27 protein-coding genes and 1 tRNA gene are annotated in these 22,312 nt (G+C 61.6%); 24 read left to right on the forward strand and 4 right to left on the reverse strand.

The annotated features are described in order from the left end of the window. The 19 genes from DXC99_RS04410 to DXC99_RS04500 all read left to right on the forward strand — a co-directional run. Positions 1 to 1,888, forward strand: a 1,888-nt coding sequence (locus DXC99_RS04410; protein ID WP_147329333.1) for an ABC-F family ATP-binding cassette domain-containing protein, incomplete at its 5' end; no start/stop codon positions are given. Continuing rightward, a complete protein-coding gene (locus DXC99_RS04415) occupies positions 1,875 to 2,171 on the forward strand; it encodes a hypothetical protein (protein WP_164473297.1) in 297 nt (98 codons plus the stop codon). The genes DXC99_RS04410 and DXC99_RS04415, both read left to right, overlap by 14 nt. A gap of 9 nt (positions 2,172 to 2,180) precedes the next feature. Continuing rightward, the gene (locus DXC99_RS04420) at positions 2,181 to 2,864 is read left to right on the forward strand and encodes a site-2 protease family protein (RefSeq protein ID WP_117629377.1); all 684 of its coding nucleotides are present in this window, start codon (positions 2,181 to 2,183) and stop codon (positions 2,862 to 2,864) included. Positions 2,865 to 2,948: 84 nt separating this feature from the next. Further along, positions 2,949 to 3,758: a ScpA family protein gene (locus tag DXC99_RS04425; protein WP_117629378.1), complete on the forward strand. Its 810-nt coding sequence runs from the start codon at positions 2,949 to 2,951 to the stop codon at positions 3,756 to 3,758. A gap of 11 nt (positions 3,759 to 3,769) precedes the next feature. After that, the gene (gene scpB, locus DXC99_RS04430; protein ID WP_117629379.1) at positions 3,770 to 4,498 is read left to right on the forward strand and encodes an SMC-Scp complex subunit ScpB; all 729 of its coding nucleotides are present in this window, start codon (positions 3,770 to 3,772) and stop codon (positions 4,496 to 4,498) included. Positions 4,499 to 4,520: 22 nt separating this feature from the next. After that, on the forward strand, positions 4,521 to 5,450 hold the full coding sequence (locus DXC99_RS04435; RefSeq protein WP_117629380.1) for a pseudouridine synthase: 930 nt from the start codon (positions 4,521 to 4,523) through the stop codon (positions 5,448 to 5,450). Positions 5,451 to 5,516: 66 nt separating this feature from the next. Then, positions 5,517 to 6,203 (forward strand): (d)CMP kinase, encoded by a 687-nt coding sequence (gene cmk / locus DXC99_RS04440; RefSeq protein WP_117629381.1) that lies wholly within the window; start codon positions 5,517 to 5,519, stop codon positions 6,201 to 6,203. 3 nt (positions 6,204 to 6,206) lie between these two features. After that, positions 6,207 to 6,935 (forward strand): lysophospholipid acyltransferase family protein, encoded by a 729-nt coding sequence (locus tag DXC99_RS04445; protein ID WP_117629382.1) that lies wholly within the window; start codon positions 6,207 to 6,209, stop codon positions 6,933 to 6,935. A gap of 2 nt (positions 6,936 to 6,937) precedes the next feature. After that, entirely contained in the window at positions 6,938 to 7,837 is a 900-nt protein-coding gene (locus tag DXC99_RS04450) for a 4-hydroxy-3-methylbut-2-enyl diphosphate reductase (RefSeq protein ID WP_233505669.1), read from the forward strand. A 2-nt stretch (positions 7,838 to 7,839) separates the two neighbouring features. Further along, positions 7,840 to 9,282: a DUF512 domain-containing protein gene (locus DXC99_RS04455; RefSeq protein WP_117629384.1), complete on the forward strand. Its 1,443-nt coding sequence runs from the start codon at positions 7,840 to 7,842 to the stop codon at positions 9,280 to 9,282. Between the two features lie 10 nt (positions 9,283 to 9,292). Next, positions 9,293 to 10,627: a ribosome biogenesis GTPase Der gene (gene der, locus DXC99_RS04460; RefSeq protein ID WP_117629385.1), complete on the forward strand. Its 1,335-nt coding sequence runs from the start codon at positions 9,293 to 9,295 to the stop codon at positions 10,625 to 10,627. Further along, positions 10,620 to 11,303, forward strand: coding sequence for a glycerol-3-phosphate 1-O-acyltransferase PlsY (plsY, locus tag DXC99_RS04465; RefSeq protein WP_117629386.1), 684 nt, complete (start codon positions 10,620 to 10,622; stop codon positions 11,301 to 11,303). The genes der and plsY overlap by 8 nt, the downstream gene beginning before the upstream one ends. A 9-nt stretch (positions 11,304 to 11,312) precedes the next feature. Beyond that, complete coding sequence (locus DXC99_RS04470) at positions 11,313 to 12,320, forward strand: NAD(P)H-dependent glycerol-3-phosphate dehydrogenase (RefSeq protein WP_117629387.1); 1,008 nt, start codon at positions 11,313 to 11,315, stop codon at positions 12,318 to 12,320. Between the two features lie 18 nt (positions 12,321 to 12,338). Next, complete coding sequence (rpe, locus tag DXC99_RS04475) at positions 12,339 to 13,010, forward strand: ribulose-phosphate 3-epimerase (RefSeq protein ID WP_117583169.1); 672 nt, start codon at positions 12,339 to 12,341, stop codon at positions 13,008 to 13,010. A 6-nt stretch (positions 13,011 to 13,016) separates the two neighbouring features. Continuing rightward, the gene (locus tag DXC99_RS04480; RefSeq protein WP_117629388.1) at positions 13,017 to 14,195 is read left to right on the forward strand and encodes a cysteine desulfurase family protein; all 1,179 of its coding nucleotides are present in this window, start codon (positions 13,017 to 13,019) and stop codon (positions 14,193 to 14,195) included. Beyond that, positions 14,192 to 15,001: a Nif3-like dinuclear metal center hexameric protein gene (locus tag DXC99_RS04485; RefSeq protein ID WP_117629389.1), complete on the forward strand. Its 810-nt coding sequence runs from the start codon at positions 14,192 to 14,194 to the stop codon at positions 14,999 to 15,001. Before DXC99_RS04480 ends, DXC99_RS04485 begins: the two co-directional genes overlap by 4 nt. Then, complete coding sequence (locus DXC99_RS04490) at positions 14,998 to 15,717, forward strand: zinc ribbon domain-containing protein (protein WP_117583172.1); 720 nt, start codon at positions 14,998 to 15,000, stop codon at positions 15,715 to 15,717. The genes DXC99_RS04485 and DXC99_RS04490 overlap by 4 nt, the downstream gene beginning before the upstream one ends. Before the next feature lie 3 nt (positions 15,718 to 15,720). After that, positions 15,721 to 16,932: a bifunctional phosphopantothenoylcysteine decarboxylase/phosphopantothenate--cysteine ligase CoaBC gene (coaBC, locus tag DXC99_RS04495; RefSeq protein ID WP_233505670.1), complete on the forward strand. Its 1,212-nt coding sequence runs from the start codon at positions 15,721 to 15,723 to the stop codon at positions 16,930 to 16,932. A gap of 80 nt (positions 16,933 to 17,012) precedes the next feature. Further along, positions 17,013 to 17,089 (forward strand) — tRNA-Pro (locus DXC99_RS04500). A gap of 520 nt (positions 17,090 to 17,609) precedes the next feature. On the opposite strand, the gene DXC99_RS04505 is transcribed toward DXC99_RS04500, so the two are convergent. Continuing rightward, positions 17,610 to 18,140, reverse strand: a complete 531-nt coding sequence (locus DXC99_RS04505; RefSeq protein ID WP_255413151.1) for a DUF6273 domain-containing protein — start codon at positions 18,138 to 18,140, stop codon at positions 17,610 to 17,612. Between the two features lie 6 nt (positions 18,141 to 18,146). Then, positions 18,147 to 18,494, reverse strand: coding sequence for a hypothetical protein (locus tag DXC99_RS04510; RefSeq protein WP_147325200.1), 348 nt, complete (start codon positions 18,492 to 18,494; stop codon positions 18,147 to 18,149). A gap of 380 nt (positions 18,495 to 18,874) precedes the next feature. Here DXC99_RS04510 and DXC99_RS04515 point away from each other — a divergent pair, with 380 nt between their 5' ends. The 5 genes from DXC99_RS04515 to DXC99_RS04535 all read left to right on the forward strand — a co-directional run bounded on the left by DXC99_RS04515 (position 18,875) and on the right by DXC99_RS04535 (position 21,377). After that, a complete protein-coding gene (locus tag DXC99_RS04515) occupies positions 18,875 to 19,123 on the forward strand; it encodes a hypothetical protein (RefSeq protein WP_117629392.1) in 249 nt (82 codons plus the stop codon). 2 nt (positions 19,124 to 19,125) lie between these two features. Beyond that, the gene (locus DXC99_RS04520) at positions 19,126 to 20,025 is read left to right on the forward strand and encodes a hypothetical protein (protein WP_117629393.1); all 900 of its coding nucleotides are present in this window, start codon (positions 19,126 to 19,128) and stop codon (positions 20,023 to 20,025) included. Between the two features lie 126 nt (positions 20,026 to 20,151). After that, entirely contained in the window at positions 20,152 to 20,520 is a 369-nt protein-coding gene (locus tag DXC99_RS04525; protein ID WP_117629394.1) for a hypothetical protein, read from the forward strand. A gap of 200 nt (positions 20,521 to 20,720) precedes the next feature. Then, positions 20,721 to 21,125 carry a hypothetical protein gene (locus DXC99_RS04530; RefSeq protein ID WP_117629395.1) on the forward strand — a complete coding sequence of 135 codons (405 nt, stop codon included), beginning with the start codon at positions 20,721 to 20,723 and terminating at the stop codon, positions 21,123 to 21,125. 12 nt (positions 21,126 to 21,137) lie between these two features. Beyond that, complete coding sequence (locus DXC99_RS04535) at positions 21,138 to 21,377, forward strand: hypothetical protein (RefSeq protein WP_117629396.1); 240 nt, start codon at positions 21,138 to 21,140, stop codon at positions 21,375 to 21,377. 12 nt (positions 21,378 to 21,389) lie between these two features. Here DXC99_RS04535 and DXC99_RS04540 read toward each other — a convergent pair whose 3' ends face one another. Together DXC99_RS04540 and DXC99_RS04545 are read right to left on the reverse strand one after the other, a co-directional pair. Then, positions 21,390 to 21,686, reverse strand: a complete 297-nt coding sequence (locus tag DXC99_RS04540) for a hypothetical protein (RefSeq protein WP_117629397.1) — start codon at positions 21,684 to 21,686, stop codon at positions 21,390 to 21,392. A 141-nt stretch (positions 21,687 to 21,827) separates the two neighbouring features. Continuing rightward, complete coding sequence (locus tag DXC99_RS04545) at positions 21,828 to 22,256, reverse strand: hypothetical protein (protein WP_117629398.1); 429 nt, start codon at positions 22,254 to 22,256, stop codon at positions 21,828 to 21,830. Positions 22,257 to 22,312 lie beyond the last annotated feature (56 nt).

A 22,312-nucleotide genomic window follows, 5' to 3' on the forward strand; every position in this document is an offset into this window, starting at 1 on the left:
GGGCATCGACAGTCCCGACTCCGGCCAGGTCCAGTACGCAAAGGACTGCCAGGTGGGCTACCTAGAGCAGGAAACTAATCTGGAACAAAAGGACACCACCATCCTCGCTGAGGTCATGGCCGCCGCCAAGGAAATCCGCCGCATGGGCGAGCGCGCCAACGAGCTGCAGGCCCAGATCACTGAGCTCTCCGAACAGGGCAAGGACGTTGACGCGCTCCTTAACGAGTACGGCCAGGTCCAGGACCGCTTTGAGCACCTGGGCGGCTACGAGCTCGAGAGCAACGCCCGCAAGATCCTGTCCGGCCTTGGCTTTAAGGTCACCGACTTTGAGCGCCCGTGCTCCGAGTTCTCGGGCGGCTGGCAGATGCGCATCGCGCTCGCCAAGCTCTTCCTGCGCCATCCCGACCTGCTGCTTCTGGACGAGCCCACTAACCACCTGGACCTCGAAAGCGTCCAGTGGCTGCGCGGCTTTATAGCCAACTATGACGGCGCCGTCCTCATCGTCAGCCACGACCGCGCCTTCATGGACGCTTGCGTCGACCACGTCGCCGCACTCGAAAATCGTCGCGTGACCACTTACACCGGCAACTACAGCAGCTACCTCAAGCAGCGCGAGGACAACCTTGAGCAGATGCGCGCCAAGCGCGCCGCCCAGGAGCGCGACATCGCCCACATGCAGGTCTTCGTCGACAAGTTCCGCTACAAGCCCACCAAGGCAGCCCAGGCCCAGGAGCGCATCCGCAAGATCGAGCAGATCAAAAAGGAGCTTGTCATCCTACCCGAGGGCCACAAGCACATCGACTTTAAGTTCCCTGACCCACCGCGCTCCGGCGATATGGTCGTGGGCCTGGAGGGCGTCTCCAAGTCCTACGGCAACAAACACATCTACAGCGATATCGACCTCAAGCTCTACCGCGGCGAGCACGTGGCGCTCGTCGGCCCCAACGGCGCCGGCAAGTCCACGCTCATGAAGATCATCGCCGGACTGGAGCCGCCCACCACCGGCACCCGGGACCTGGGCACCAACGTAGGCGTAGCCTACTACGCCCAGCACGCACTCGAGGGCATGACCGAGTCCAATACCGTCCTGCAAGAGATTGACACCGTCACGCCCAAGTGGACCGTGCCGCAGCAGCGCAGCCTGCTGGGCGCCTTCCTGTTTAGCGACAACGACGCAATCGAAAAGCAGGTTCGCGTCCTCTCCGGCGGCGAAAAGGCGCGTCTGGCGCTCGCCAAGATGCTCGTAGCACCCGAGGCGCTCCTGTGCCTGGACGAGCCCACCAACCACCTAGACATCGACTCGGTGGACATGCTCGAGAACGCCCTGCAAAACTTCCCCGGCACCATCGTGCTGATCAGCCACGACGAGCACCTGGTGCGCGCCGTGGCCAACCGCGTCATCGATATCCGCGACGGCAAAGTCACGGTCTACGACGGCGATTACGACTACTACCTCTACAAGCGCGAGGACCTCGCAGCCCGCGCCGCCGCCGAGGCGTCCACGGAGAGCGCGCCGGCCACGACCAAGTCCGCCAAGGCCAGCGCCGCCCAGGCCGACACCCCCGTCGCCGCCCCCAAGCCTGCCGAGGGCAAAAAGACCAAGGAGCAAAAGCGCGCCGAGGCCCAAGCCCGCGCTGCGCTCAACAAAAAGCTCAAGGGCGTGCGTAACCAGCTCAAGAAGATCGAGACGGAGCTCGACAAAAAGCGCGCCCGCTATGACGAGCTTATGGAATTGATGGCGAGCGAAGAGCTTTATGCCGATCAAGACAAGTTCAACGCCGCGCTGGGGGAATATAACGGGCTTAAGCAAGAGCTGCCCAAGCTCGAGGACGAATGGCTGGAGCTTTCCACCCAAATCGAAGAGGAGACCGCGCGTGAATTCTCGTAAGGCCGCTGCCGTGGCGATGAGCATCATCGCCATTGCTTGTCGCATCTGCGGCATCTTTATGAGCGCGATGACCGTGCTGCTGTGCTTTAGCGGCCTCACTGCCAAGCTGCAGATTGTGGGCTTCGTCGTTGAGCTTTCACGCGCACTGCCAAGCGCCATCGCCGGCTATGGCGTCATCACGTCGCCCTTTGGCGGTGTGTTCCGCCTGGATTACGCTATCGTGGCCGTCATTTTGTTTGTGGCCGATTACCTGCTCACGCGCGCCTCGCGTCGCGTCCGCTAGGGGAGCGCCATGTCCAGCAGCTACCTCATGAACCTGCTCGCCAGCGCCGTTGCCGTCATCGTGGGCATCGTGATCCACGAGAGCGCACACGCCGCCGCGGCCTGGGCGCTCGGCGACAAAACGGCCCGTTCGCGCGGCCGCGTGTCGCTCAACCCGCTTAACCATATCGACCTGTTTGGCACCATCATCCTGCCGCTGCTCATGCTCGCGGCCGGCGGCCCGGTATTCGCCTTCGCCAAACCCGTGCCCGTCTACCTCAACAACCTCAAGCACCCCAAACGCGACGAGGTCCTGGTGAGCGTGGCCGGCCCCGCGTCGAACATCGCACTCGCGTGCCTCGCGGCCGCCCTCATGCACGCGGCATATGGCAGCCTCTATACCGGCATGTCCTTTGCCACGGCGTCACAGATCATGAACTTCGGCGCCACGTTTATCGTGGTCAACCTGTCACTCGCGTTTTTTAACCTCATCCCGATCCCGCCGCTCGACGGCTCGTCGATCATCGTGCCGTTCCTCAAAGGCAAGGCGCTCGCCAACTACTACCGCCTGCAGCAATACGCCATGCCGATCCTTATCATCGTGCTGTACCTGCTGCCCATGTGGACAGGACTCGACGTGATTGGCCGCTATTTCGACGTTACCGTGTATCCACTTGCTGAGCAGCTGCTCAACTTCGCAATCGCCGGCATCTAAGGTAAACTTACAGGTCGACCGTGCAAAACGGTCGTAACATGCACCCAAACCGCGCCGCGAAGGCGCCGTCAAAGGAGGTCGAAGATGTCGTATCGCGTGTCGACGCAGGTCTACAGCGGACCTTTCGACCTGCTGCTGCAGCTGGTAACCCGACAAAAAGTAGATATCGGCGCCATCTCCATCAGCGAGGTGGCCGAGCAGTACCTTGCCGAGGTGGAGCGCATCGAGGCGCTGGACCTGGACGTGGCGAGCGACTTTCTGCTGGTCGCGGCAACTCTTTTGGACATCAAGGCCGCCTCGCTGGTGCCCCAGGAGGCCCCGCGCAAGACAGACGACGATGACGATGACGACGATGACCTCGAGGAACTCAGCGCGCTCGACGGCGACGCCCTACGCGAGGTCCTGATCCAGCGCCTGATTGCCTACAAGCAGTTTAAGGGCGCGGCGGCAGCCCTTGGCGCCCGCATGCAGGCCGAAAGCCGCATGCATCCGCGCGTGGCCGGCCCCGACCCCGAGTTCTTGGGCCTTATGCCCGACTACCTGGCCGGCATTACCCTGCGCGGCCTCGCCGTCATCTGCGCCGACCTGGACGGCAAGCGCCAGACTTTCCTGCTGGAAGCCGAGCACGTGGCACCGCATCGCGTGCCGCTCGACCTGACGGTGGCCTCGGTCGATCGCTTTACCATGGCTCACCAAACCTGCACCTTCCGCGAGCTGTTGGACGGCGATGCCACCACCGAACAGCTTGTCGTCACCTTCCTGGCCATGCTCGAGCTCGCCAAGCGCGGCTCTCTTACACTGAGCCAGGACGAGATCTTTGGAACTATTCAAATCAACCGCGTCGAGGGCGCCGAGGCATACGTGCCCGGCGAGGGCCCCGAGCTCACCGAATAGGAGCAGCAACCATGTCAACCCTTTCAACGCTGGAGGCAAACAGCCTCAAAGGCGCCCTCGAGGCGATGCTGCTGGTGTCGAGCGACCCGGTGAGTGCGCCCGCGCTCGCCGGCGCACTGGATATCGCCCCCGGCGAGTGCGCATCGCTGCTCGCCGAGCTCAAGGTTGAGTACGAGGAGGCCAACCGTGGCTTTCAGCTGCGTGAGGTCGCCGGCGGCTGGCGCCTGTTTACGCACCCCGCCTACCACGACGTGGTCGAGGCCTATGTGTTGAGCTGGGACACGCAAAAGCTGTCGCAGGCCGCGCTCGAAACACTGGCCGTCATCGCATACCACCAGCCCGTGACGCGCGAGGTGGTCAAGGGCATCCGCGGCGTCAATTCCGACGGCGTCATCGCGTCGCTCGTCGACAAAGGTCTAGTGCGCGAGCTCGGCCGCGACCCCCAGCGAGGTCAAGCCATCATCTACGGCACGACCAACGCCTTCTTGGAAAAGTTCGGTCTGCGCTCCACCCGCGACCTGCCCGACCTGGAGCAGTTTGCCCCCGACGAGCAATCGCGTCAGTTTATCCGCGAGCGCCTGAGCGGCCGCAGCATTCAGTCCACGCTCGAGGAGCAGGCCGATGACCTGGACGAAGAGCGCGAACTGCTCGATACCGATGTTGAAGATGTTGAGGCAGTCAAGGACTTGGAAACCCTGGTCGTCGACGAGACCTCGGAGGATTTGCATGACGAGGACTAACGAAGTAGGGGAGACGCGCGCCATGGGTAACGCAGTACCCGCCACCGACGCCCAGCCCGTCTATCCGCACACCATGCGCCTGCAGCGCTTTTTGGCGCGCGCGGGCGTGGCGAGCCGCCGTGGCTCGGAGGACCTAATGACCGCCGGCCGCGTGACCGTCAACGGCGAGGTCGCGACCGAGCTGGGCACCAAGGTCGATGTCGACCACGATCACATCGAGGTCGACGGCATGCCCGTCAAGCTCAACCAGGGCGCCGTGTACTTGATGCTCTACAAGCCGACCGGCTACCTCACCACCATGAGCGACCCGCAGGAGCGCCCTTGCGTGGCCGACCTGGTCCCGCGCGACCGCTTTCCGGGCCTGTTTCCAGTGGGCCGCCTGGACCGCGACACCACGGGCCTTTTGCTCTTTACCACCGACGGCGACATGTCGCAGGATCTGCTGCACCCCAGCAAGCACGTCTACAAGACCTACCAGGCGCTCGTGGACGGACGGCTGTCCGACCGCGACTTGGAACCACTCCGCAGCGGCATCGAGCTCGACGACGGCCTGTGCCAGCCGGCGATCTGCCGCGTCATCAACGCGCGCGAGGCCGAGGCCGTAGCTCCCCAGGGCGTCAAACCCGGCACCACCGCCGTGGAGGTCATAATCCGCGAGGGTCGTAAAAACCAGGTCAAGCGCATGCTGGGCAAGATTCACCATCCTGTGATCCGCCTGCACCGCTGCAACTTTGCCGGCCTTGAGCTCGAGGGCGTGGCCAAGGGCTCGTGGCGCGAGCTCACCGACCGCGAGGTGCAGATCCTTAAAAGCGGCGGCATCCCGCCCAAGCAGGCGAGCGCCAAGCGCAACGGCGGCAAGCCCCAAGACACGCCCGCCAGCCGCACGCGTCACCACGGCAGCCACGGCTCCGCACCCAAGCGCAACACCTACCGCGAGCGCTACACAGGCTAGGCAACCCGCCGCGCCCCAACGCCCGCGAACCATACCAGCACGTCAACCACCGAAAGGAAGCATTGCATGATCGTCGCCATCGACGGCCCCGCCGGTTCCGGCAAGTCCACCATCGCCAAGGAGATCGCCCGCCAGCTGGGCTTTAACAAGCTCGATACGGGAGCCATGTATCGCGCCGTCACGTTCGCCGCGCTCGACCGCGGCATCGACCTGGACGACGAGGCGGCCATCGACGCCCTCGCCGAGCAGATCGAAATCCGCTTTACCAACGGAACTGGCGAAGACACGCGCCTGACCATTGACGGCAAGGACGCCTCGGCTGCCATTCGCACCCCGCAGGTCGACGCCAACGTGTCCAAGGTCTCGGCCTACCCGGGCGTGCGCGCGGCCATGCTCATCCATCAGCGCCGCGCCGCAGAGGACCGCGATATCGTGGCCGAGGGTCGCGACATCGGAACCGTCGTGTTCCCCAACGCGCAAGTCAAGGTCTTCCTGACCGCTGACCCGCGCGAGCGCGCCCGCCGCCGCGTGCTGCAGCGCCACCAGAACGACGCCCAGCCGCTCACCACCGAGCAGCTCGAGGCCGAGGTCGACGAGACCCTCGACGCCCTCAAACAGCGCGATAAACTCGACAGCAGCCGCGAGGTCGCGCCGCTCGTTCCCGCCGAGGACGCCGTGCACGTCGACTCCACCGCCCATACCATCGACGAGGTCGTCCGCATTATCGAGGGCCTCATCAACCAAAGGAGGTAGCCCATGCGCCTGTTTAAGCAGACGCCCGAGGACTATTACAACGCCCCCTACGCCGAGTTCCCGGCGCTCATCCGCGGTACCGTCGTCGTAGTCATGGCCATCCTTTGGGCCTTCTCCAAGCTCATGTGGCGTTGGAAGGTCGAAGATGCCGATCTGCTGTTTGAGCGCCAGGACGGCCGCGGCAGCGTGGTCATCTGCAACCACACCTCGATGGCCGAGCTCTTGGCCGTGGAGACGGCGCTGTTCTTTGGGGGGCGCCGCATTCGTCCCATCTTTAAGTCCGAGTTCGCCAAGAGCAAGATTGTGCGCTGGGCCTTTAGCCGCGTTGGCGGCATCCCCGTGGAGCGTGGTACTGCCGATATGAAGTGCCTGCGCGCCGCCCAGCATGCGCTGCAACGCGGCGAGGACGTCCTGATCTTCCCCGAGGGTACGCGCATCCGCTCGCGCGAGATCAAGCCCGAGGTCCACGGCGGCTTTGCGCTCATCGCCCAGATGGGTAAGGCACCCGTCAACCCGCTCGCCATCTGCGGCTGGTCCGATATTACGCCTGCGGGCAAAAAGATCATGCGCCCCAAAAAGTGCTGGATCCGCGCCGGCAAGTCAATTTCGCTTTCCGACGCGCCTGCCGAGCTCAAGCGCAAGGAGCGCCTAGCCTGGTTTGAGTCCGAAGCCATGAGTCGCGTCTACGCCATGCGTGATGACCTGTGCGCCGAGCACCCGGGCAGGTTCTAGCCATGGACGAGGAAGTCATGAACACCGCCGAGGCTGTGCCCGGCAAGGCAGACGCCCCCACTATCGAAATCGCTGCCCACGCCGGCACCTGCTACGGCGTACAGCGTGCGCTCGATATGGCGCTGGCCGCTGCGCCGCAGGCAGGGGAGTGCACTCAGGTCCATACCTTGGGTCCGCTCATCCATAACCCGATCGTGGTACGCGAGCTCGCCGAGGCAGGCGTCGGTCTGGCCGACACCTTGGACGACGCCACGTCGGGCACTGTGATCATCCGCGCCCACGGCGTGGTGCCGCAGGTCATTGATGCCGCTCGCGAGCGTGGCCTTAACGTCGTCGACGCCACCTGCCCCTACGTGAAGAAGGTCCACGTGGCGGCCGAGCGCCTGGTGCGCGAGGGCTACCGCGTGATCGTCGTGGGCGAGCCGGGCCACCCCGAAGTCGAGGGCATCCTGGGCCACGCCGGCGATGACGCGCAGGTCGTGAGCTGCGCTGCCGATGCGGACGCGCTGTCGCTCAAGGGTAAAGTGGGCTTGGTTGTGCAGACCACCCAGACTGCGCAGAACTTGGCCGAGGTCGTGGCTGCTATCACCCCGCGCGTGCAGGAGCTGCGCGTGATCAACACCATCTGCGCCGCCACGAGTGAGCGTCAACAGGCAGCAGCCACACTTGCCAACCGCTGCGACTGCATGGTCATCGTGGGCGGCAAGAACTCGGGCAACACCCGCCGCCTGGCGCAGATTTGCGCAGACGCCTGCGAGCGCACGTATCACATCGAGGAAGCTTCTGAGCTCCAAGCCGCGTGGTTTACCGACGCTCACCACATCGGCATCACCGCCGGAGCCTCCACCCCGCAAGAACACATCGAGCGCGCCGTCGAGCGCATCAAGGAGCTTTGCCGCTAACCATGGACCAGACCGTACCCGCATACGCCGCCGAGGTGGCCGATTACGGGCGCAGCCGCGACCCCGAGCCGGGTGAGGGCGCGCTCGTAAAGAACGTGCGTCCCGAATCGCCCGCGTGGGATGTGGGTATCGAGCCGGGCATGCGCGTGCTCACGGTCAACGGTGAGGCGCTCACCGACATGATCGTATGGCTCTGGGAGGCCGACGATGATACCGTCGACCTCGAGGTTTTCGACCCGCGCGACGGCACCGTCACCCCCGTCGAGCTCGACCGCTTTCCCGGCGAGGATTGGGGTTTGGAGTTCGATGGCCCCATCTTCGACGGCATGCGTACCTGCGTCAACGCCTGCGTGTTCTGCTTTATGACCATGCTCCCCAAGGGCGGCCGCTCCACGCTCTATATTCGCGACGACGACTATCGCCTAAGCTTTTTGCAAGGCAACTTTGTCACGCTTACGAACCTCACCGACGAGGACGTGCAAAACGTCATCCAGCGCAACATGAGTCCCATGAACGTGTCGGTCCACGCTGTGAGCCCCGACGTCCGCCGTCGTATGATGGGCCGTAACGCCCAGCGAGGCATGGACGTACTCGAGACCATCATGGCCGCCGGCATCGAGATTCACGCGCAGATCGTGTTGTGCCCCGGCATGAACGACGGCGAGGAGCTGGAAAAGACCCTGCGCTTTTGCGAGGAGCACGAGCAAATCACAAGCCTGGGCATTGTGCCGCTCGGTTTTACCAAACACCAAAACCGCTTTAGCTGGTCATACAGCGACAAGCCCGAACTGGCGCGCGAGACCATTGCCATGATCCGACCGTTCCAGGACCGCGCCTATGAGCGCTTTGGCCGCCACACCTTCCAGATGAGCGACGAGTTCTATCTGGACGCCGGCATCGATCCTCCAGAGGCAGACTTTTACGACGGTTACCCGCAGTACTACGACGGCATCGGCATGATCCGCTCGTATCTAGACGAGACCGACGACGTGCTTGCCGCCTATACCGAGCGTCTGGCCCGCGTCCGCGAGGCCATCGCCGCCCGCAGCCAGCATTTGCTGTGCCTCTCGGGCGCCAGCGCACGCGACACGGTGGCCCGCTTTGTGGAGTCGCCCCAGGGACTCGCCGGCACTGTCACGGCCATCAAGAACCGCTACTTTGGCGGCAACGTGGACGTGACCGGCCTCATCGTCGCGTGTGACATCTTGGAGCAGCTGCCCCAAGATCTGTCGGGGGTTATGCTCTTTGTGCCTAAGCTCATGTTCAACGCTGACGGCATGACGCTTGACGAGTATCATCGTGACGATTTACTCGCAAGCCTTACCAGTCGCGGCGCCGAGGTTCATGTGGTATCGACCATGCCGCATGAGCTGCTCGATACCCTGGAGCATATCCTTTGCATTGTGCCTGCCGACTCTACTAATTCCGCTGACCCTACCCATTAAAGGAGAGCAGATGAAACCTATCGTCGCCGTCGTCGGACGCCCCAACGTGGGCAAGTCCACGCTCGTTAACCGCCTGGCCCAGACCTCGGACGCCATCGTCCACGAGTCCCGCGGCGTCACGCGCGACCGCTCGTATCACACGGCCGATTGGAACGGCCGCGAGTTCACCATCGTCGACACGGGCGGTATCGAGCCGCTCAAGAGCGACGATGTCTTTGCAACGTCCATCCGCGACCAGGCGCTCGCCGCCGCCGAGGAAGCCGCCGTCATCCTGTTTGTGGTCGACGGCCGCACCGGTGTCACCGAGGAGGACGAGTCGGTCGCCCGCATGCTCAAGCGCTGCGACAAGCCGGTCTTTCTGCTGGTGAACAAGCTCGACAACCCCGATCGCGAGAACGACAGCATCTGGGAGTTCTATTCGCTCGGCATCGGCGAGCCCACGCCGCTCTCGGCCCTGCATGGCCATGGCACGGGCGACCTGCTCGACGATATCGTGGCCCTGCTTCCGGAAGAAGAGGACGAGGTCGCCGACGAGTTCCCCGATGCGCTGAACGTGGCCATCATCGGCCGCCCCAACGCCGGTAAGTCCTCGCTGTTCAACCGCATCCTGGGCGCCGACCGCTCCATCGTCTCGAACATCGCCGGCACAACGCGCGACGCCATCGACACGGTCGTCGAGCGCAACGGCAAGCACTACCGCATGGTCGATACCGCGGGCATCCGTAAGAAGAGCACCGTGTACGAAAACATCGAGTACTACTCCATGGTCCGTGGCCTGCGCGCCATCGACCGCGCCGACGTGGCGCTACTCGTCGTCGACGCCTCCGTGGGCGTCACCGAGCAGGACCAAAAGGTCATGGGCTTGGCCATCGAGCGCGGCTGCGCCATCGTTGTGCTGCTCAACAAGTGGGACCTGCTCGACGACGACCGCAAGCGCGAGGCCTGCATGGAGACCGTCGACCGCCGTCTGGGCGTCATGGCTCCCTGGGCCCAGTATCTGCGCATCTCGGCCCTGACCGGCCGCAGCGTGGAGAAGATCTGGGCAATGGTCGACGCCGCCGAAAAGACGCGCTCGCAAAAGATCACTACCTCGCGCCTCAACACCTTCCTCACCGACCTGCGCGAGTTCGGCCACACCGTGGTGGACGGCAAGCGCCGCCTGCGCATGCACTACGTGACCCAGACGGGCGTCAACCCGCCGACGTTCACGTTTTTCGTCAACCACAGCGACCTGGTCAACGACACCTACCAGCGCTATGTAGAGAACCGCATGCGCTCGACCTTCGACTTTGCCGGCACGCCCATTCGACTCTTCTTTAGGAAGAAGGAACAGAAGGATGCATAATCCGATTCTGCTGACCTCCATCTGCGCCGTGGTCTCGTTCTTTATCGGGGCGATTCCGTTTGGCCTGATCTTGGGCCGTGTGTTCAACCACACGGACATTCGCAAGGCGGGCTCCGGCAACATCGGCACCACCAACGCGCTGCGCGTGGCCGGCCCCAAGGTGGCCGCACTCACGCTGCTGCTCGACTGCCTTAAGGGCGCCATCTGCGTCCTTATCGCCCGTCCGCTCATCGCCGACTTTGGCTATGGTTTTCCGCCGAGCATCATGGCGCCTGGAGCCCCCGGCGACTGGATGCTCGGCGTCATTTGCCTGGCAGCTGTATGGGGCCATATCTTCTCGCCCTACCTCAACTTCCATGGCGGCAAGGGTATCGCCGTTGGTCTGGGCGTGATCCTCGCCTGGTACTGGCCTATTGGCCTGTCGCTGCTGGGCATGTTTATCGTGGCCGTCGCCATCACCAAGTATGTGTCAGTGGGTTCGCTTGCCGCGGCCATCGGACTTCCTATCGCTGCTTGCGCGGTCTTTCCGTACAGCAGCCTGGGCCTCAAGTTATGCATGGCGATGATCGGCATCACCGTGGTGTGGGCCCATCGCTCGAATATCCAAAAGCTCATGGCCGGTAAGGAGTCCAAGCTCTCGTTTACCAAGCGCGTCACCGAGCCCGACGATAAGTAGGAGAGAGTCATGAATGTTGCGCTGATTGGCTCCGGCTCCTGGGGAACCGCCGTCGCCGGCCTTGCCGCCGCGCGAGCCGAGCGCGTGACCATGTGGGCCCACAGCGAGCAGACGGCCGCCGGCATTAACGGCGAGCACCGCAACCCGCGCTATCTGGTGGGATACGAGCTGCCGGACAACGTGGTAGCAACGACTGAGCTCGCCCGAGCGCTCGACGGTGCCGATGCGCTAATCTTTGCCGTGCCTTCCACGCACCTGCGCGACGTGTGTCACCAGGCCGCGCCCTTTATCGGCTCCGATACCCCGGTGCTCTGCCTCACCAAGGGCATTGAGCCCGAATCCGGCCTGCTTATGAGCGAGGTCATCGCCAGTGAGATCGGCAAAGAGTCGCGTGTCGCGGCGCTCTCGGGCCCCAACCATGCCGAGGAGATCTGCCGCGGCGGGCTTTCTGCCGCCGTCATCGCCAGCAAAGATCCGCAGGTAGGGGAGACCTTTAAGGACCTGCTCCTATCCACGGCCTTCCGCATCTACCTGTCGCAGGACATGACCGGCGTCGAGGTTTGCGGCGCCATGAAAAACGTCATCGCCATCGTGTGCGGCATCTCCGCCGGCTCGGGCGCGGGTGACAATACGCTTGCCCTCATCATGACGCGCGGCCTGGCCGAGATCAGCCGACTGGTGCACGCCCGCGGCGGTCAAGCCATGACCTGCATGGGGCTCGCCGGCATGGGTGACCTCATTGCCACCTGCACCTCCGAGCATTCGCGCAACCGCACCTTTGGCTACGAGTTTGCCCACGGCGTCTCGCTCGACGAGTACCAGGCACGTACGCATATGGTGGTCGAGGGCGCCGTCGCGGCCCGCAGCGTCAGTGAGCTTGCCCGTTCACTGGGCGTAGACATTCCGCTCACCTTTGCCGTGGAGCAAACGCTCTACAACGGTGTTACTTTGGATAGGGCGCTCGAGATTCTTACCGATCGCGTCCCCTCTCAAGAGTTCTACGGACTCACCGACTAGCGCAGAAAGGCTACTACCATGGGTTCCATTAAAATCGCTCCGTCCGTCCTCTCGGCCGACATGGCCAACCTCAAGGGCGAACTCGACAAGATCGCCGGCGCCGACTACGTGCACTTCGACGTCATGGACGGCCACTTTACCGGCAACCTCACCTTTGGCGTTGACATCCTCAAGGCCGTCAAGCGCTCCACCAATGTACCGGTCGACGCGCACCTCATGGTGTCGAACCCCGACGAGACGGTCGATTGGTACGCCGACGCCGGTGCCGACATGATCACCGTCCACTACGAGGCTTCCACGCACCTGCACCGCACGCTCACCCATCTACAGCAGCGCGGCGTTAAGGCCGGCGTGGTGCTCAACCCCGCCACCCCCGTGTGCGTGCTCGAGAGCATCATCGACGTCGTCGATATGGTGCTGCTCATGAGCGTGAACCCGGGCTTTGGCGGTCAGAGCTTTATCCCAGGCACCATCGCTAAGCTCCACGAGCTCAGGGCCATGTGCGAGCGTCACGGCGTTTCGCCCCTCATCGAGGTCGACGGTGGCATTTCTTCCAAGAACATTGTCGAGGTCGTCAAGGCCGGCGCCAACGTGCTCGTGGCCGGTTCTGCCGTATTTAAGTCCGAAGATCCCGCTGCCGAGGTTGCGCTGCTGCAGAAGCTGGGCAACGAGGCCGCACAGGAGGCATAAACCCTTATGACCGCAGGTCAAAACCGCATACCCGTGAATCTTGACTATGCCGCCTCGACGCCCATGCGCGCCGAGGCGCTCCTTGCGCAGCGCGAATACGACGACAGCGAGCTTGCCGGCGTCAACCCCAACTCGCTGCATTCGCTCGGCCGCAAGGCTGCCACGCGTCTGGAGGTTGCACGTCGCGAGATCGCCCGCAGCTTTGGCGCGCGCGTCCGCCCGTCCGAGATTGTACTGACCAACGGCGGCACCGAAGCCAACCAGCTGGCGCTGCTCGGTCTTGCCGAGGGCGCTCGTCAGCGCGATCGCAAGCGCAATCGTGTAATCGTTTCGGCCATCGAGCACGATTCGATTCTGGACAACCTGCCGTTGCTGCGTGCCGCCGGCTTTACCGTCGACCTGGTGAAGCCCTGCCGCATGGGCTACATTGAGCCTGCCACGCTTGTCGAGCTGCTAGGCGACGACGTGGCGCTCGTGAGCATTATGGTCGCCAACAACGAGACCGGCGTGGTGCAGCCCATCCGCGAGCTTGCCGCGGCCACGCATACCGTTGGCGCCCTGTTCCACACCGATGCCATCCAGGGGTATCTGCATATTCCGCTCGATGTCACCGAGCTGGGCGTCGACGCCATGTCCGTCGCAGCCCACAAGATTGGCGGTCCCGTGGCATCTGGCGCACTCTACCTTAAGAGCCGCACGCCGCTGCGCCCGCGCATCTTTGGCGGCGGACAGGAGGCCGGTCGTCGTGCCGGCACGCAAGACCTGCGAACGCAGCTCGCCTTTGCCGCCGCCGCCTCATCTCTGACGCCCCATGTGGCTCAGGAGCGCGCGAAGCTGCAAGCCCTTTCCGACAAGCTCTACGCCACGCTTACGGCTCATCCGCGTATTCATGCCACCATGGGCGACTACGCACAGGCCGATCGCCTGCCGGGCATGGTGTCGATCTACGTTGATGGCATGGACTCCGAGGAGCTCATCGTCAAGCTCGATGCCGCCGGCTTTGAGGTTTCGGCCGGCTCGGCGTGCTCGAGCGGCAGCATGGACCCGAGCCATGTGCTCAGCGCCATGGGCATTGGTCGCGAGCAGGCACTAGGTGCACTGCGCATTTCCTTTGACGACCGCGTGAATCCGGACGATCTGGACGAGTTTGCCCAGACGCTGCTCTCGATCGCAGGTGCCGCATGATCGTCGCCGAGCTCGAGCGCGCGCTACTGGCACGCTATCCCAAGACGGACACCGAGCCCTGGGACCACGTAGGACTCTCCGTTGGCGATCCGGCCGCGGAGATCACCGGCGTTGCCTGCGCACTCGATGCGACTGAGGCTAATGTTCGCCGCGCCCAAGAAGCAAGCGCCAACGTGCTGCTGACGCATCATCCCATATACATCAAGGCACCCGAGGCCTTTTGTCCGGCGGATGCCACACGACCCCAGTGCAGTACGGCCCTCTACGAGGCTGCCCGCTGCGGGGTGAGCATTATCTCGCTCCACACCAACCTGGACCGCTCGCACGAAGCCCGTGTCTGCCTGAGCAAGCTGCTGGGTGCCGCACCCGTGAGCTCACTGGAGCACGTGGACGACCCCGAGGCCACCGGCCTGGGCGCACTTGCAACGCTCAACGACCCGTGCACGCTGCGCGATCTTGCCACCCGTGCTGCCACGGCCTTTGGCAGCGACCCGCGTGTGTGGGGCAAAGCTGATCGCCCGTGCCGCACCGTCGCCATTTTGGGCGGCTCCCTGGGCGACTTCGGAGAGCTCGCCATCGCCGCGGGCGCAGATGTTGTCGTGACGGGCGAGGCGGGCTACCACGTGGCGCAAGACCTTGCCTTGCGCGGGCTGCCGGTGATCTTGCTCGGCCACGACCGCTCCGAGGAGCCGTTCGTTGATATATTGATGAACTCTGCAGTTGACGCCGGGGCCGACCCCCGTCATGCGATTAAAATACTGAACCCTTGCCAATGGTGGACTGTGACAAAAGGAGAGAACTTATGAGCGCCGGCGCTACGCTACTCAAGCTGCAACAGATCGATTTGGAGCTCGCCCGCAACAAGAGCGAACTTGCCAATATGCCGGAGCTCAAGGAGCTCGCTTCCAAGCGCAAGACCTACGTTAAGCTCAAGGCCGAAATGACCAGGCTCTACGCCCAACGCAAGGACCTGGATATTGAGCTCGACGATCTCAACACCACCGAGATCCAGACCAATAACGCCATCGAGGCCGCCAAGAAGCGCCATGTCGACGGCTCTGACTATCGCGAGGTTCAGGACCTGGAGAACGAGCTCGCTACCCTGGCCAAGCGTCTGGACAAGATTGAGCACACCCGCAAGGACGTCGTTGTCGCCCACAAAGAGGCGCTCGACCGCGAGACCCGCGCGCAGGCAATCATCGCCAAGTTCGAAGAGGGCGTGAAGGCCGATACCAAGGCCGCCCGCGCCAAGGCTGCCGACCTGCAGGCTCAGATCGAAGCCGCCACTAAGGAGCGCACCGCGCTGGCCGCCACGCTGCCGGCCGACGTGCTCACCGACTACGAGCGTCTGCTCAAGCAGTTCCGCGGCTTGGCCGTCGAGACCATCCAGGGCAACATCCCCACGGTCTGCCACACCGCGCTGCAGGCATCGTCCATGAGCGACCTCAACCACGACGGCAGTGAGATTACGCACTGCCCGTACTGCCACCGCCTGCTGGTGCTCCCGAGCAAGGAAGCTTAAACGATGGCGGCACCCAACAATTCAATGCAACTTGAGGGAAAAACGATCCTGCTGGGCATTACCGGCGGGATCGCCGCCTATAAGTCGTGCAATATCGTGCGCCTGCTCCAAAAGCGCGGCGCGCACGTCAAGGTCGTCATGAGCGAGCATGCCACTGAGTTTGTGGGGCCGCTCACCTTCCGCGCGCTCACCAATGAGCCGGTCGCGGTTGGGCTATTCGACGACCCGTCTGACCCCATCCACCATATCTCGCTGGCGCAGGAGCCCGACTTGGTGGTCGTGGCGCCCGCGACGGCCAATATCATCGCCAAGATGGCCAACGGCATCGCCGATGACCTCATCTCCACAACGCTGCTTGCGACACCGCGGCCCGTCGTGATCGCGCCGGCCATGAACAATGGCATGTGGAAGGCGTCGGCCACGCAGGCCAATATGGCCACGCTGTGCGAGCGCGGCGTCCACGTGGTGGGACCCGGCAGTGGCTACCTTGCCTGCGGCGACGTGGACACGGGGCGCATGAGCGAACCCGAGGAAGTCGTCGAGGCCGTCTGCGAGGTGCTCAATCCCGTGCAACAAGACCTGGCGGGCAAGCGCATCGTCATTACCGCCGGCCCCACGCATGAGCCGATTGACCCCGTGCGCTTCATTGGCAACCGTTCTTCGGGCAAGATGGGTATCGCCCTGGCGGGGGAGGCCGCACGTCGCGGTGTCGCCGTCACGCTCGTGCTGGGACCGACATCGCTCGACGTTCCCCACGGCGTGGAGTGCGTGCGCGTGCAGACCGCCGCAGAGATGCTGCAGGCGGCGTTAAACGCCTTTCAGACGGCCGATGCGGCCATTTGCGCGGCCGCCGTCGCCGACTACACACCCGCGGCCCCTGCCGACCATAAGCTCAAAAAGGCCAACGAGCGCTTGGATCGCATCGAACTGGTCGAGACGGTCGATATTTTGGCTGAGCTCTCGCGCCAGAAGGGCGAGCGCCGTGTGATCGGATTTGCAGCCGAGACCGATAACGTCGTGGAGTACGCTGAGCGCAAACTTGCCCGCAAGGGCTGCGATGCAATCATCGCCAACGATGTCTCGCGCGCCGATTCGGGCTTTGGAACCGATACCAACAAGGCCTGGATTGTGAGCACAGCGGGTACACAGGAACTTCCCGTACTAACAAAACCCCAGCTCGCGGATACAATTTTGGACTTGCTCAAAAATATTTAAAAAAGTTCTTGCGCAAGGCCAAAGTTTCGGGTTAATATACTCCCTGTTGCGAGCGAGAGCAGAGCAACAAACAAAAGCTTCGGGACGTGGCGCAGCTTGGTAGCGCACTTGACTGGGGGTCAAGGGGTCGCTGGTTCGAATCCAGTCGTCCCGACCAGAAGTTTGCAGGTCAGGCACCTAGTGCCTGACCTTTTTTGTTTTAAGCAATTGCTTAATTTTAAGTAAGCAACAGGGTGTCAAAAATCTACCTGCGCGATACTCGCTTTTTGCGGCTACTTGCGCGTTTTGCACACGCTTGAGCCGATTTATTAACGCGATATGAATCTACATACGCGTAGCTGGTATGCAGCCGAGTACAGGCTGTATTTATCGCGGCGATTAACACAGATATAGCGACTATAACGGACAAGCGTGTCGCTGTATTTATTCCAGTAGTTCACTTGATCGGTGGACAAGTGGGCTGTTGCAACGAAACGCCAAGCAGGATGGGCTCTATACGAGGACGCCGCAGGGTAATGGCGGGGGAGTGCGGCGGGCGCTCTGAGAGCCGCTGTGTAACCCCATTTCCCCTCAACCCGACTACCTGTGCCACGAACATCAGACCGTTCGAGTAACCGCCAAAAGAAAAGCCCGCGCGAAGTTGCGCAGGCTTTTCGCTAGACAAGCTAGAAGACAGGCTAGAAGCACCAAGCGGGGCAGACGCAAAGCGAAGCGCTCGCGTCGTCGCCACGCGACGGCCTGCCAGTACCGGTGACGTCGAGGAAGTACGCAGAAAGTTTCGGTAACACCGAACGCTCCCACCATAAGCTGCTAATGGCAATGGCAGAGTTGGGATTATCGTTATTCGTCACCTTGCCCTTGAAGGCCTCGTACTGGCTACCCTCGGAGGAACTCCAGGGGTAGTCAGAGGCCCAAAGGGAAGTGAAATCGGAGGTCCAATGGGAGGTGCAGGGCGCGATCTCGGAGTAGCTGAGAAGGAACAGCCTGTCCGAGGTCGCGGTTACGGCGGCGTTCTTATCGATTCCGCCGACGTTGTTCGTGAGCTTCCTGACGGTCTTCACCTTGGACTGGAAATCGGGCGGCATGAGGCTCCAGATCTCGCCGGAGTTCATCTTCGCACGGAGCTCCGACTTCTCCCAGCCACCGGCGTTGGTGTCGGTGGCGTTCATGCGGGGCGAAATACCCGTCGAGGTGGTGAGGAACGTCAGCCCCGCCTAGCCCGAGCCGTCGGCCAAATCGTCATGGTTGATGCCGATGATGCGGTATTCGAGCGTCTTCCCATCGGTGAGCTTCATCGTGAACTTGGTGCCGGCATCCATGGCGGCCTTCGCCTTGGCGTAGGCGGGAGACGCCTTGCCCTTCGTGGCGATGTCCTCTGCCACGGCCTTCTGCTCACCGAGCGTCCAGTCCTTCGCGTCCTTGGCGATGGCCGCCTGGACGGTCGCGGAATCGGCCCCTGTGGAGCCGCCACCGGATGTTCCACCGTCCTCGACGCCACCGGTCGCCCCGCTGTTCACCGTGTTGCCGACCAGGTTGAACTGGTTTCGGATGGCCCCGGCCACGCTGGGTCCCGCGAACACGATCACCAGGCCGATGACCGCGATAATCAGGACGTACTCGATGATAGATTGTCCACGAAGGCGGATACCTCTAGGAGATACCCCCCCCCCCGAAGGTTAATTGCCGCTGCATGCATATGCGACTCCCTTCGCTCAGGGTGAATAGAAACGGCTTGAGCGTAGGACTATTCCAAAAGGTTGCGCTGGACTTGCCGCAGCGGCAAAGAGTAATTAGCCCAACGTCTGCGCAGATTAACCGACCGCTCACACAATCGAATTTGTTGCTCAACAAATCCGCAGGTGAGGACAGCAGAATTGGTGTTACCGGAAGTTACGGAGGACCGCCGGTGTCGAGGCGGGCGGTCGAGAAGAAGGGACCAAAAATGAGAAGCCTGGAGCTGATAATCTTCTTCCTGCCTCTCTTGGCGATCGCCGCCAACATCTGCGGCGTAGCGGAGCTCGTTAAGATTGCCAGGGCCAAGGGGCATTACACCAATGGCGCGGGAATCCTCTGGTTCATCGGCCTTTTCGGCACCGCGCTCATGGTCGGCCTGATCGTCTGCGCTCCGCCCGACCGAGCGGCACCGGCGCCCAGCGCACAAAGGGACGAAGACGCCCTGCCCGAGGTGTAGTAATGTCGAAATACAAGATAGCCTACCGCGACGCCAACCCCTCCTGGCAGGAGCTTTGCCCTGTCAGGATGTTAGCCATCCAAGTCTCCAGAGACACCGAGACGGGAGCCTGCTTCCTCCAAACAAAGATCGTCAACGTATCGACGAAACCCATCAGCCGCATAGAGTTCACTGTCGGGCTCGAGGGCGAGGGAGGGGAGACGGAGACCGTCGACTTCTCGCTCCTAGATGCCGACCTGCCCGCCGGCGAGGTGCTCAGGCCCAAGGCGGCGAGAATCAAGCTGTCTGTTATCACCGGCTCGCGTGCCGTTGTGACCCGAGCGGACGGCGAGACCTCCTTCGGCGACCCGATCGACATCGATAGCCCCGCGCCACTCGCACTCAACGGGGTCGAGGAGTCGGAACGCGATGTCCTGCTCTCCGAGATGGGGGCCGATACCTTCAAATGCGCGGGCGTCCATTCCGAACACGACGGGTGGTGGCAGTGCGGCTGCGGTGCGGTGAACCTCAAGCGCGGTACCTGCTGGAACTGCGGCGCCGTGCGCGAGAAAATGGCGGATCTGGAAGATGCCGCGTTCCTGGATGAATCCAGAAGGGACAGGGTCTACAAGACGAGCGTCGCGATACTCGAGAAGGGCAACAGGAAGGAAGCTGAAGCCGCCAAGGAGAGCCTCGAGAGGCTGGCCGAGCAGGGCTACGGGGATTCGGGCGAGAAGGCAAGAGAGGCCGGCATGAAGATTGCGAACCTCTCGAAAAGGAGGAAGAAGATAGCCGTCGCGGGCCTTGGAAAGGATTACGCCGGGGACGTTCTTGTTGGAGTCGCTATGCAGTGTATTCGGGCTGATGTTCCAGTCGGAACAATCCAGATGGAGACTCCGACACTGCTCGGACATTCCCGTTAAGTCATATACAGCACTGAAATCGCACTTGGCACCGAGACCAGTTACGTCCACATCCGCGTCCGGAACGAATCGAAGCGGTATCCCGTTTCAAAACGTATGCGTTTCACCATGAGAGAGGGATCTGTCATGAGCTGGAAACCGAGAAAATGCGTTATCGCTTTACTGACTCTGGCGACTCTGACGTGTTTCGCCGCCTTAATCGCCGTCAATATCAAACCGCAACACGATGCTTATCCCTCATCTTTTTCCATTAAAATGGGCCAAAATTTCAGCCTCGGCCGAAACGTGAATTATTTTAACAAGCTAAAACCTAATGAGGAAAATATCTTGATGTTCTGGGCATCGTGGTGTCAGCACTGCGAATCTCTCATAGAAGATATGCAACAACTTGATAATTTCGCAGCCTTAAGGAAGAACCTTTTCACTGTTTCCGAGGACAGCACAATTGAAGAAGCCTCGGTCCATGAAGGAGACTTTCCCATATACATAGATTAAGATAAGACCGTGTATGACCAATATGAACTTGAGCATATTCCGTCCATATTCATACTGGATGATCAAGGAAACATCATCGGCTTATCCGAAGGAGAGGAAGAACCTCTTGCCTTATTAAAGAAATACGCCAAATACAACGGATATAAAGCGGAAGGAGGCGACATCAAGTAACTATCAAAGGCCAGATTAAGGAGCCAGCCATGAAGAAATGCCTGCTCTCCATCGTCTCAGCAGCTCTTTGCCTCTCCCTTGTCATGACACCATTTGTGCCCGTTGCGGCAGCCTATGCCGACGAGGGGTCTCCCGCCGAGAGCAGCGAAATCTACGTCGGAGACAACTACGACGAAAATTACGATATATCCCTTTTTGAGCGCGGACGCTGCACGGATTCATATTCCAAGGCGTGGTGCGATTCTCACGGATTTGCAAATAACCGCACCGTCCCTCACAAGGTCAAGCTGAACGTGAAGGAGGAGTCTTGCCTGCGCGATCCCTACCTTGCTGGCACCGCTGAAGTTATCGCCGGTCTCGTGACAACCGGTCCTGGCGGCGGCTTGTTTGCAACCGCAATGACATCGTGCCGACTTTTCACTTGCATGTTCTAAAAGGAGGTTGCCATGCTGTCGCAAAATCAATCGAGATACTTGACCACAATCGGCTTTGCCCTGCTTGCATTACTCTTTGCTAGCGACCTTTTGCTGAAACCGCCCAAGGAACTCGTTTTGCTTGCCATAGACTGCCTTTCCGCCCTTTACTTTACGGCAACCCTATTCGTCGGACTAAAGGAGAGGAAAAAAGGCGCAGTCGTCGCATCCGCCGTATGCTTGATCATAATCATTGCATCATTCTTTATCTGACACGTTGGTGATTTAGGGGCGATATCGTAGGAATACGACCGGGAGAGTCGGGACCAGATTGCCCGGGTTGCCCGGTCGGCTCGCGCGACGGTGCGGCGGTTCCACAGAAAGCTCTCCGGACTTCACGCCGTTTCTGATCGCATTGTAGACAGCCATCTCGTCTTCGCAGTCGGCGAGCACGCGGTGTGCGTCGTCGTTTTGGATGTCCAGTAAATCTCGAAGGTCCTCCATGCACCAGCGTCCGAGATTTGGCCATGCGCGTTGCGCGAGCTGATAAGTGTCGATTGCGATGTTGTAGTTAAAGTCCAAGCCAATGCCGTCCCAGGCAGAACGGCTTTGTTTCCTTGATTATCAACTTCATCCGGACACTTCCCGCATTCATCCGTGTGTGTACGGATGAATGCGGGGTTCAATACCCCGGCGGTCTGATCGGCAGGCCGCCGGGAACTCTCACTCCTCGATAAAAGCCGGCACCCGGTTAGTCCTGCGCATCTTGAAATTGCCATTTTCGTGGGAGACGTAGAGGATGCCGTCCATCCCGTCTCGCGATGCATATGAAAGGTGAACAGAACCGCAATCCGCTCCATCATTGTCGAGAAGATCGAACGAATTCGGGTCGCTCGTTGCGGCCAAACGACCACTCATACAAGAACCATCGTCATTACAGATTTGCCATTCCATGTCTTCGCCTGCAAGAATCGCCATAGACGGCCTGGTCGCGCCATCGTTGACATACATCCCGTCTATGCCAAACCCATTTTCAGCGCCATCGATGAACGACTGCTCGGACCTATACCTCGCAAATGATGCACATAGCACCATTGCAAGACAAAGTACAAAGCCAACAATCGCTATCTTTGCATAGCTCTTGCCTATCATGTCATTCACCTCCCTCGTATGTATCGAGGTATTCCTGCTTGAGCGTCTGCGAGGAC

It is taken from the genome of Collinsella sp. TF10-11AT (genome assembly GCF_003437565.1).
Lineage (GTDB): Bacteria > Actinomycetota > Coriobacteriia > Coriobacteriales > Coriobacteriaceae > Collinsella.

Excerpts from the sequence above, each read along its gene's own strand:
- scpB (WP_117629379.1), top strand. The coding sequence starts at position 3,770 with ATGTCAACCCTTTCAACGCTGGAGGCAAACAGCCTCAAAGGCGCCCTC.
- der (WP_117629385.1), top strand. The coding sequence starts at position 9,293 with ATGAAACCTATCGTCGCCGTCGTCGGACGCCCCAACGTGGGCAAGTCC.
- DXC99_RS04470 (WP_117629387.1), top strand. The coding sequence starts at position 11,313 with ATGAATGTTGCGCTGATTGGCTCCGGCTCCTGGGGAACCGCCGTCGCC.
- DXC99_RS04425 (WP_117629378.1), top strand. The coding sequence starts at position 2,949 with ATGTCGTATCGCGTGTCGACGCAGGTCTACAGCGGACCTTTCGACCTG.
- DXC99_RS04445 (WP_117629382.1), top strand. The coding sequence starts at position 6,207 with ATGCGCCTGTTTAAGCAGACGCCCGAGGACTATTACAACGCCCCCTAC.
- DXC99_RS04520 (WP_117629393.1), top strand. The coding sequence starts at position 19,126 with ATGTCGAAATACAAGATAGCCTACCGCGACGCCAACCCCTCCTGGCAG.
- DXC99_RS04485 (WP_117629389.1), top strand. The coding sequence starts at position 14,192 with ATGATCGTCGCCGAGCTCGAGCGCGCGCTACTGGCACGCTATCCCAAG.
- DXC99_RS04545 (WP_117629398.1), bottom strand. The coding sequence starts at position 22,256 with ATGATAGGCAAGAGCTATGCAAAGATAGCGATTGTTGGCTTTGTACTT.
- DXC99_RS04435 (WP_117629380.1), top strand. The coding sequence starts at position 4,521 with ATGGGTAACGCAGTACCCGCCACCGACGCCCAGCCCGTCTATCCGCAC.
- DXC99_RS04530 (WP_117629395.1), top strand. The coding sequence starts at position 20,721 with ATGAAGAAATGCCTGCTCTCCATCGTCTCAGCAGCTCTTTGCCTCTCC.
- coaBC (WP_233505670.1), top strand. The coding sequence starts at position 15,721 with ATGGCGGCACCCAACAATTCAATGCAACTTGAGGGAAAAACGATCCTG.
- rpe (WP_117583169.1), top strand. The coding sequence starts at position 12,339 with ATGGGTTCCATTAAAATCGCTCCGTCCGTCCTCTCGGCCGACATGGCC.
- cmk (WP_117629381.1), top strand. The coding sequence starts at position 5,517 with ATGATCGTCGCCATCGACGGCCCCGCCGGTTCCGGCAAGTCCACCATC.
- DXC99_RS04490 (WP_117583172.1), top strand. The coding sequence starts at position 14,998 with ATGAGCGCCGGCGCTACGCTACTCAAGCTGCAACAGATCGATTTGGAG.
- DXC99_RS04515 (WP_117629392.1), top strand. The coding sequence starts at position 18,875 with ATGAGAAGCCTGGAGCTGATAATCTTCTTCCTGCCTCTCTTGGCGATC.
- DXC99_RS04535 (WP_117629396.1), top strand. The coding sequence starts at position 21,138 with ATGCTGTCGCAAAATCAATCGAGATACTTGACCACAATCGGCTTTGCC.
- DXC99_RS04450 (WP_233505669.1), top strand. The coding sequence starts at position 6,938 with ATGGACGAGGAAGTCATGAACACCGCCGAGGCTGTGCCCGGCAAGGCA.
- DXC99_RS04480 (WP_117629388.1), top strand. The coding sequence starts at position 13,017 with ATGACCGCAGGTCAAAACCGCATACCCGTGAATCTTGACTATGCCGCC.
- plsY (WP_117629386.1), top strand. The coding sequence starts at position 10,620 with ATGCATAATCCGATTCTGCTGACCTCCATCTGCGCCGTGGTCTCGTTC.
- DXC99_RS04420 (WP_117629377.1), top strand. The coding sequence starts at position 2,181 with ATGTCCAGCAGCTACCTCATGAACCTGCTCGCCAGCGCCGTTGCCGTC.
- DXC99_RS04455 (WP_117629384.1), top strand. The coding sequence starts at position 7,840 with ATGGACCAGACCGTACCCGCATACGCCGCCGAGGTGGCCGATTACGGG.
- DXC99_RS04525 (WP_117629394.1), top strand. The coding sequence starts at position 20,152 with ATGAGCTGGAAACCGAGAAAATGCGTTATCGCTTTACTGACTCTGGCG.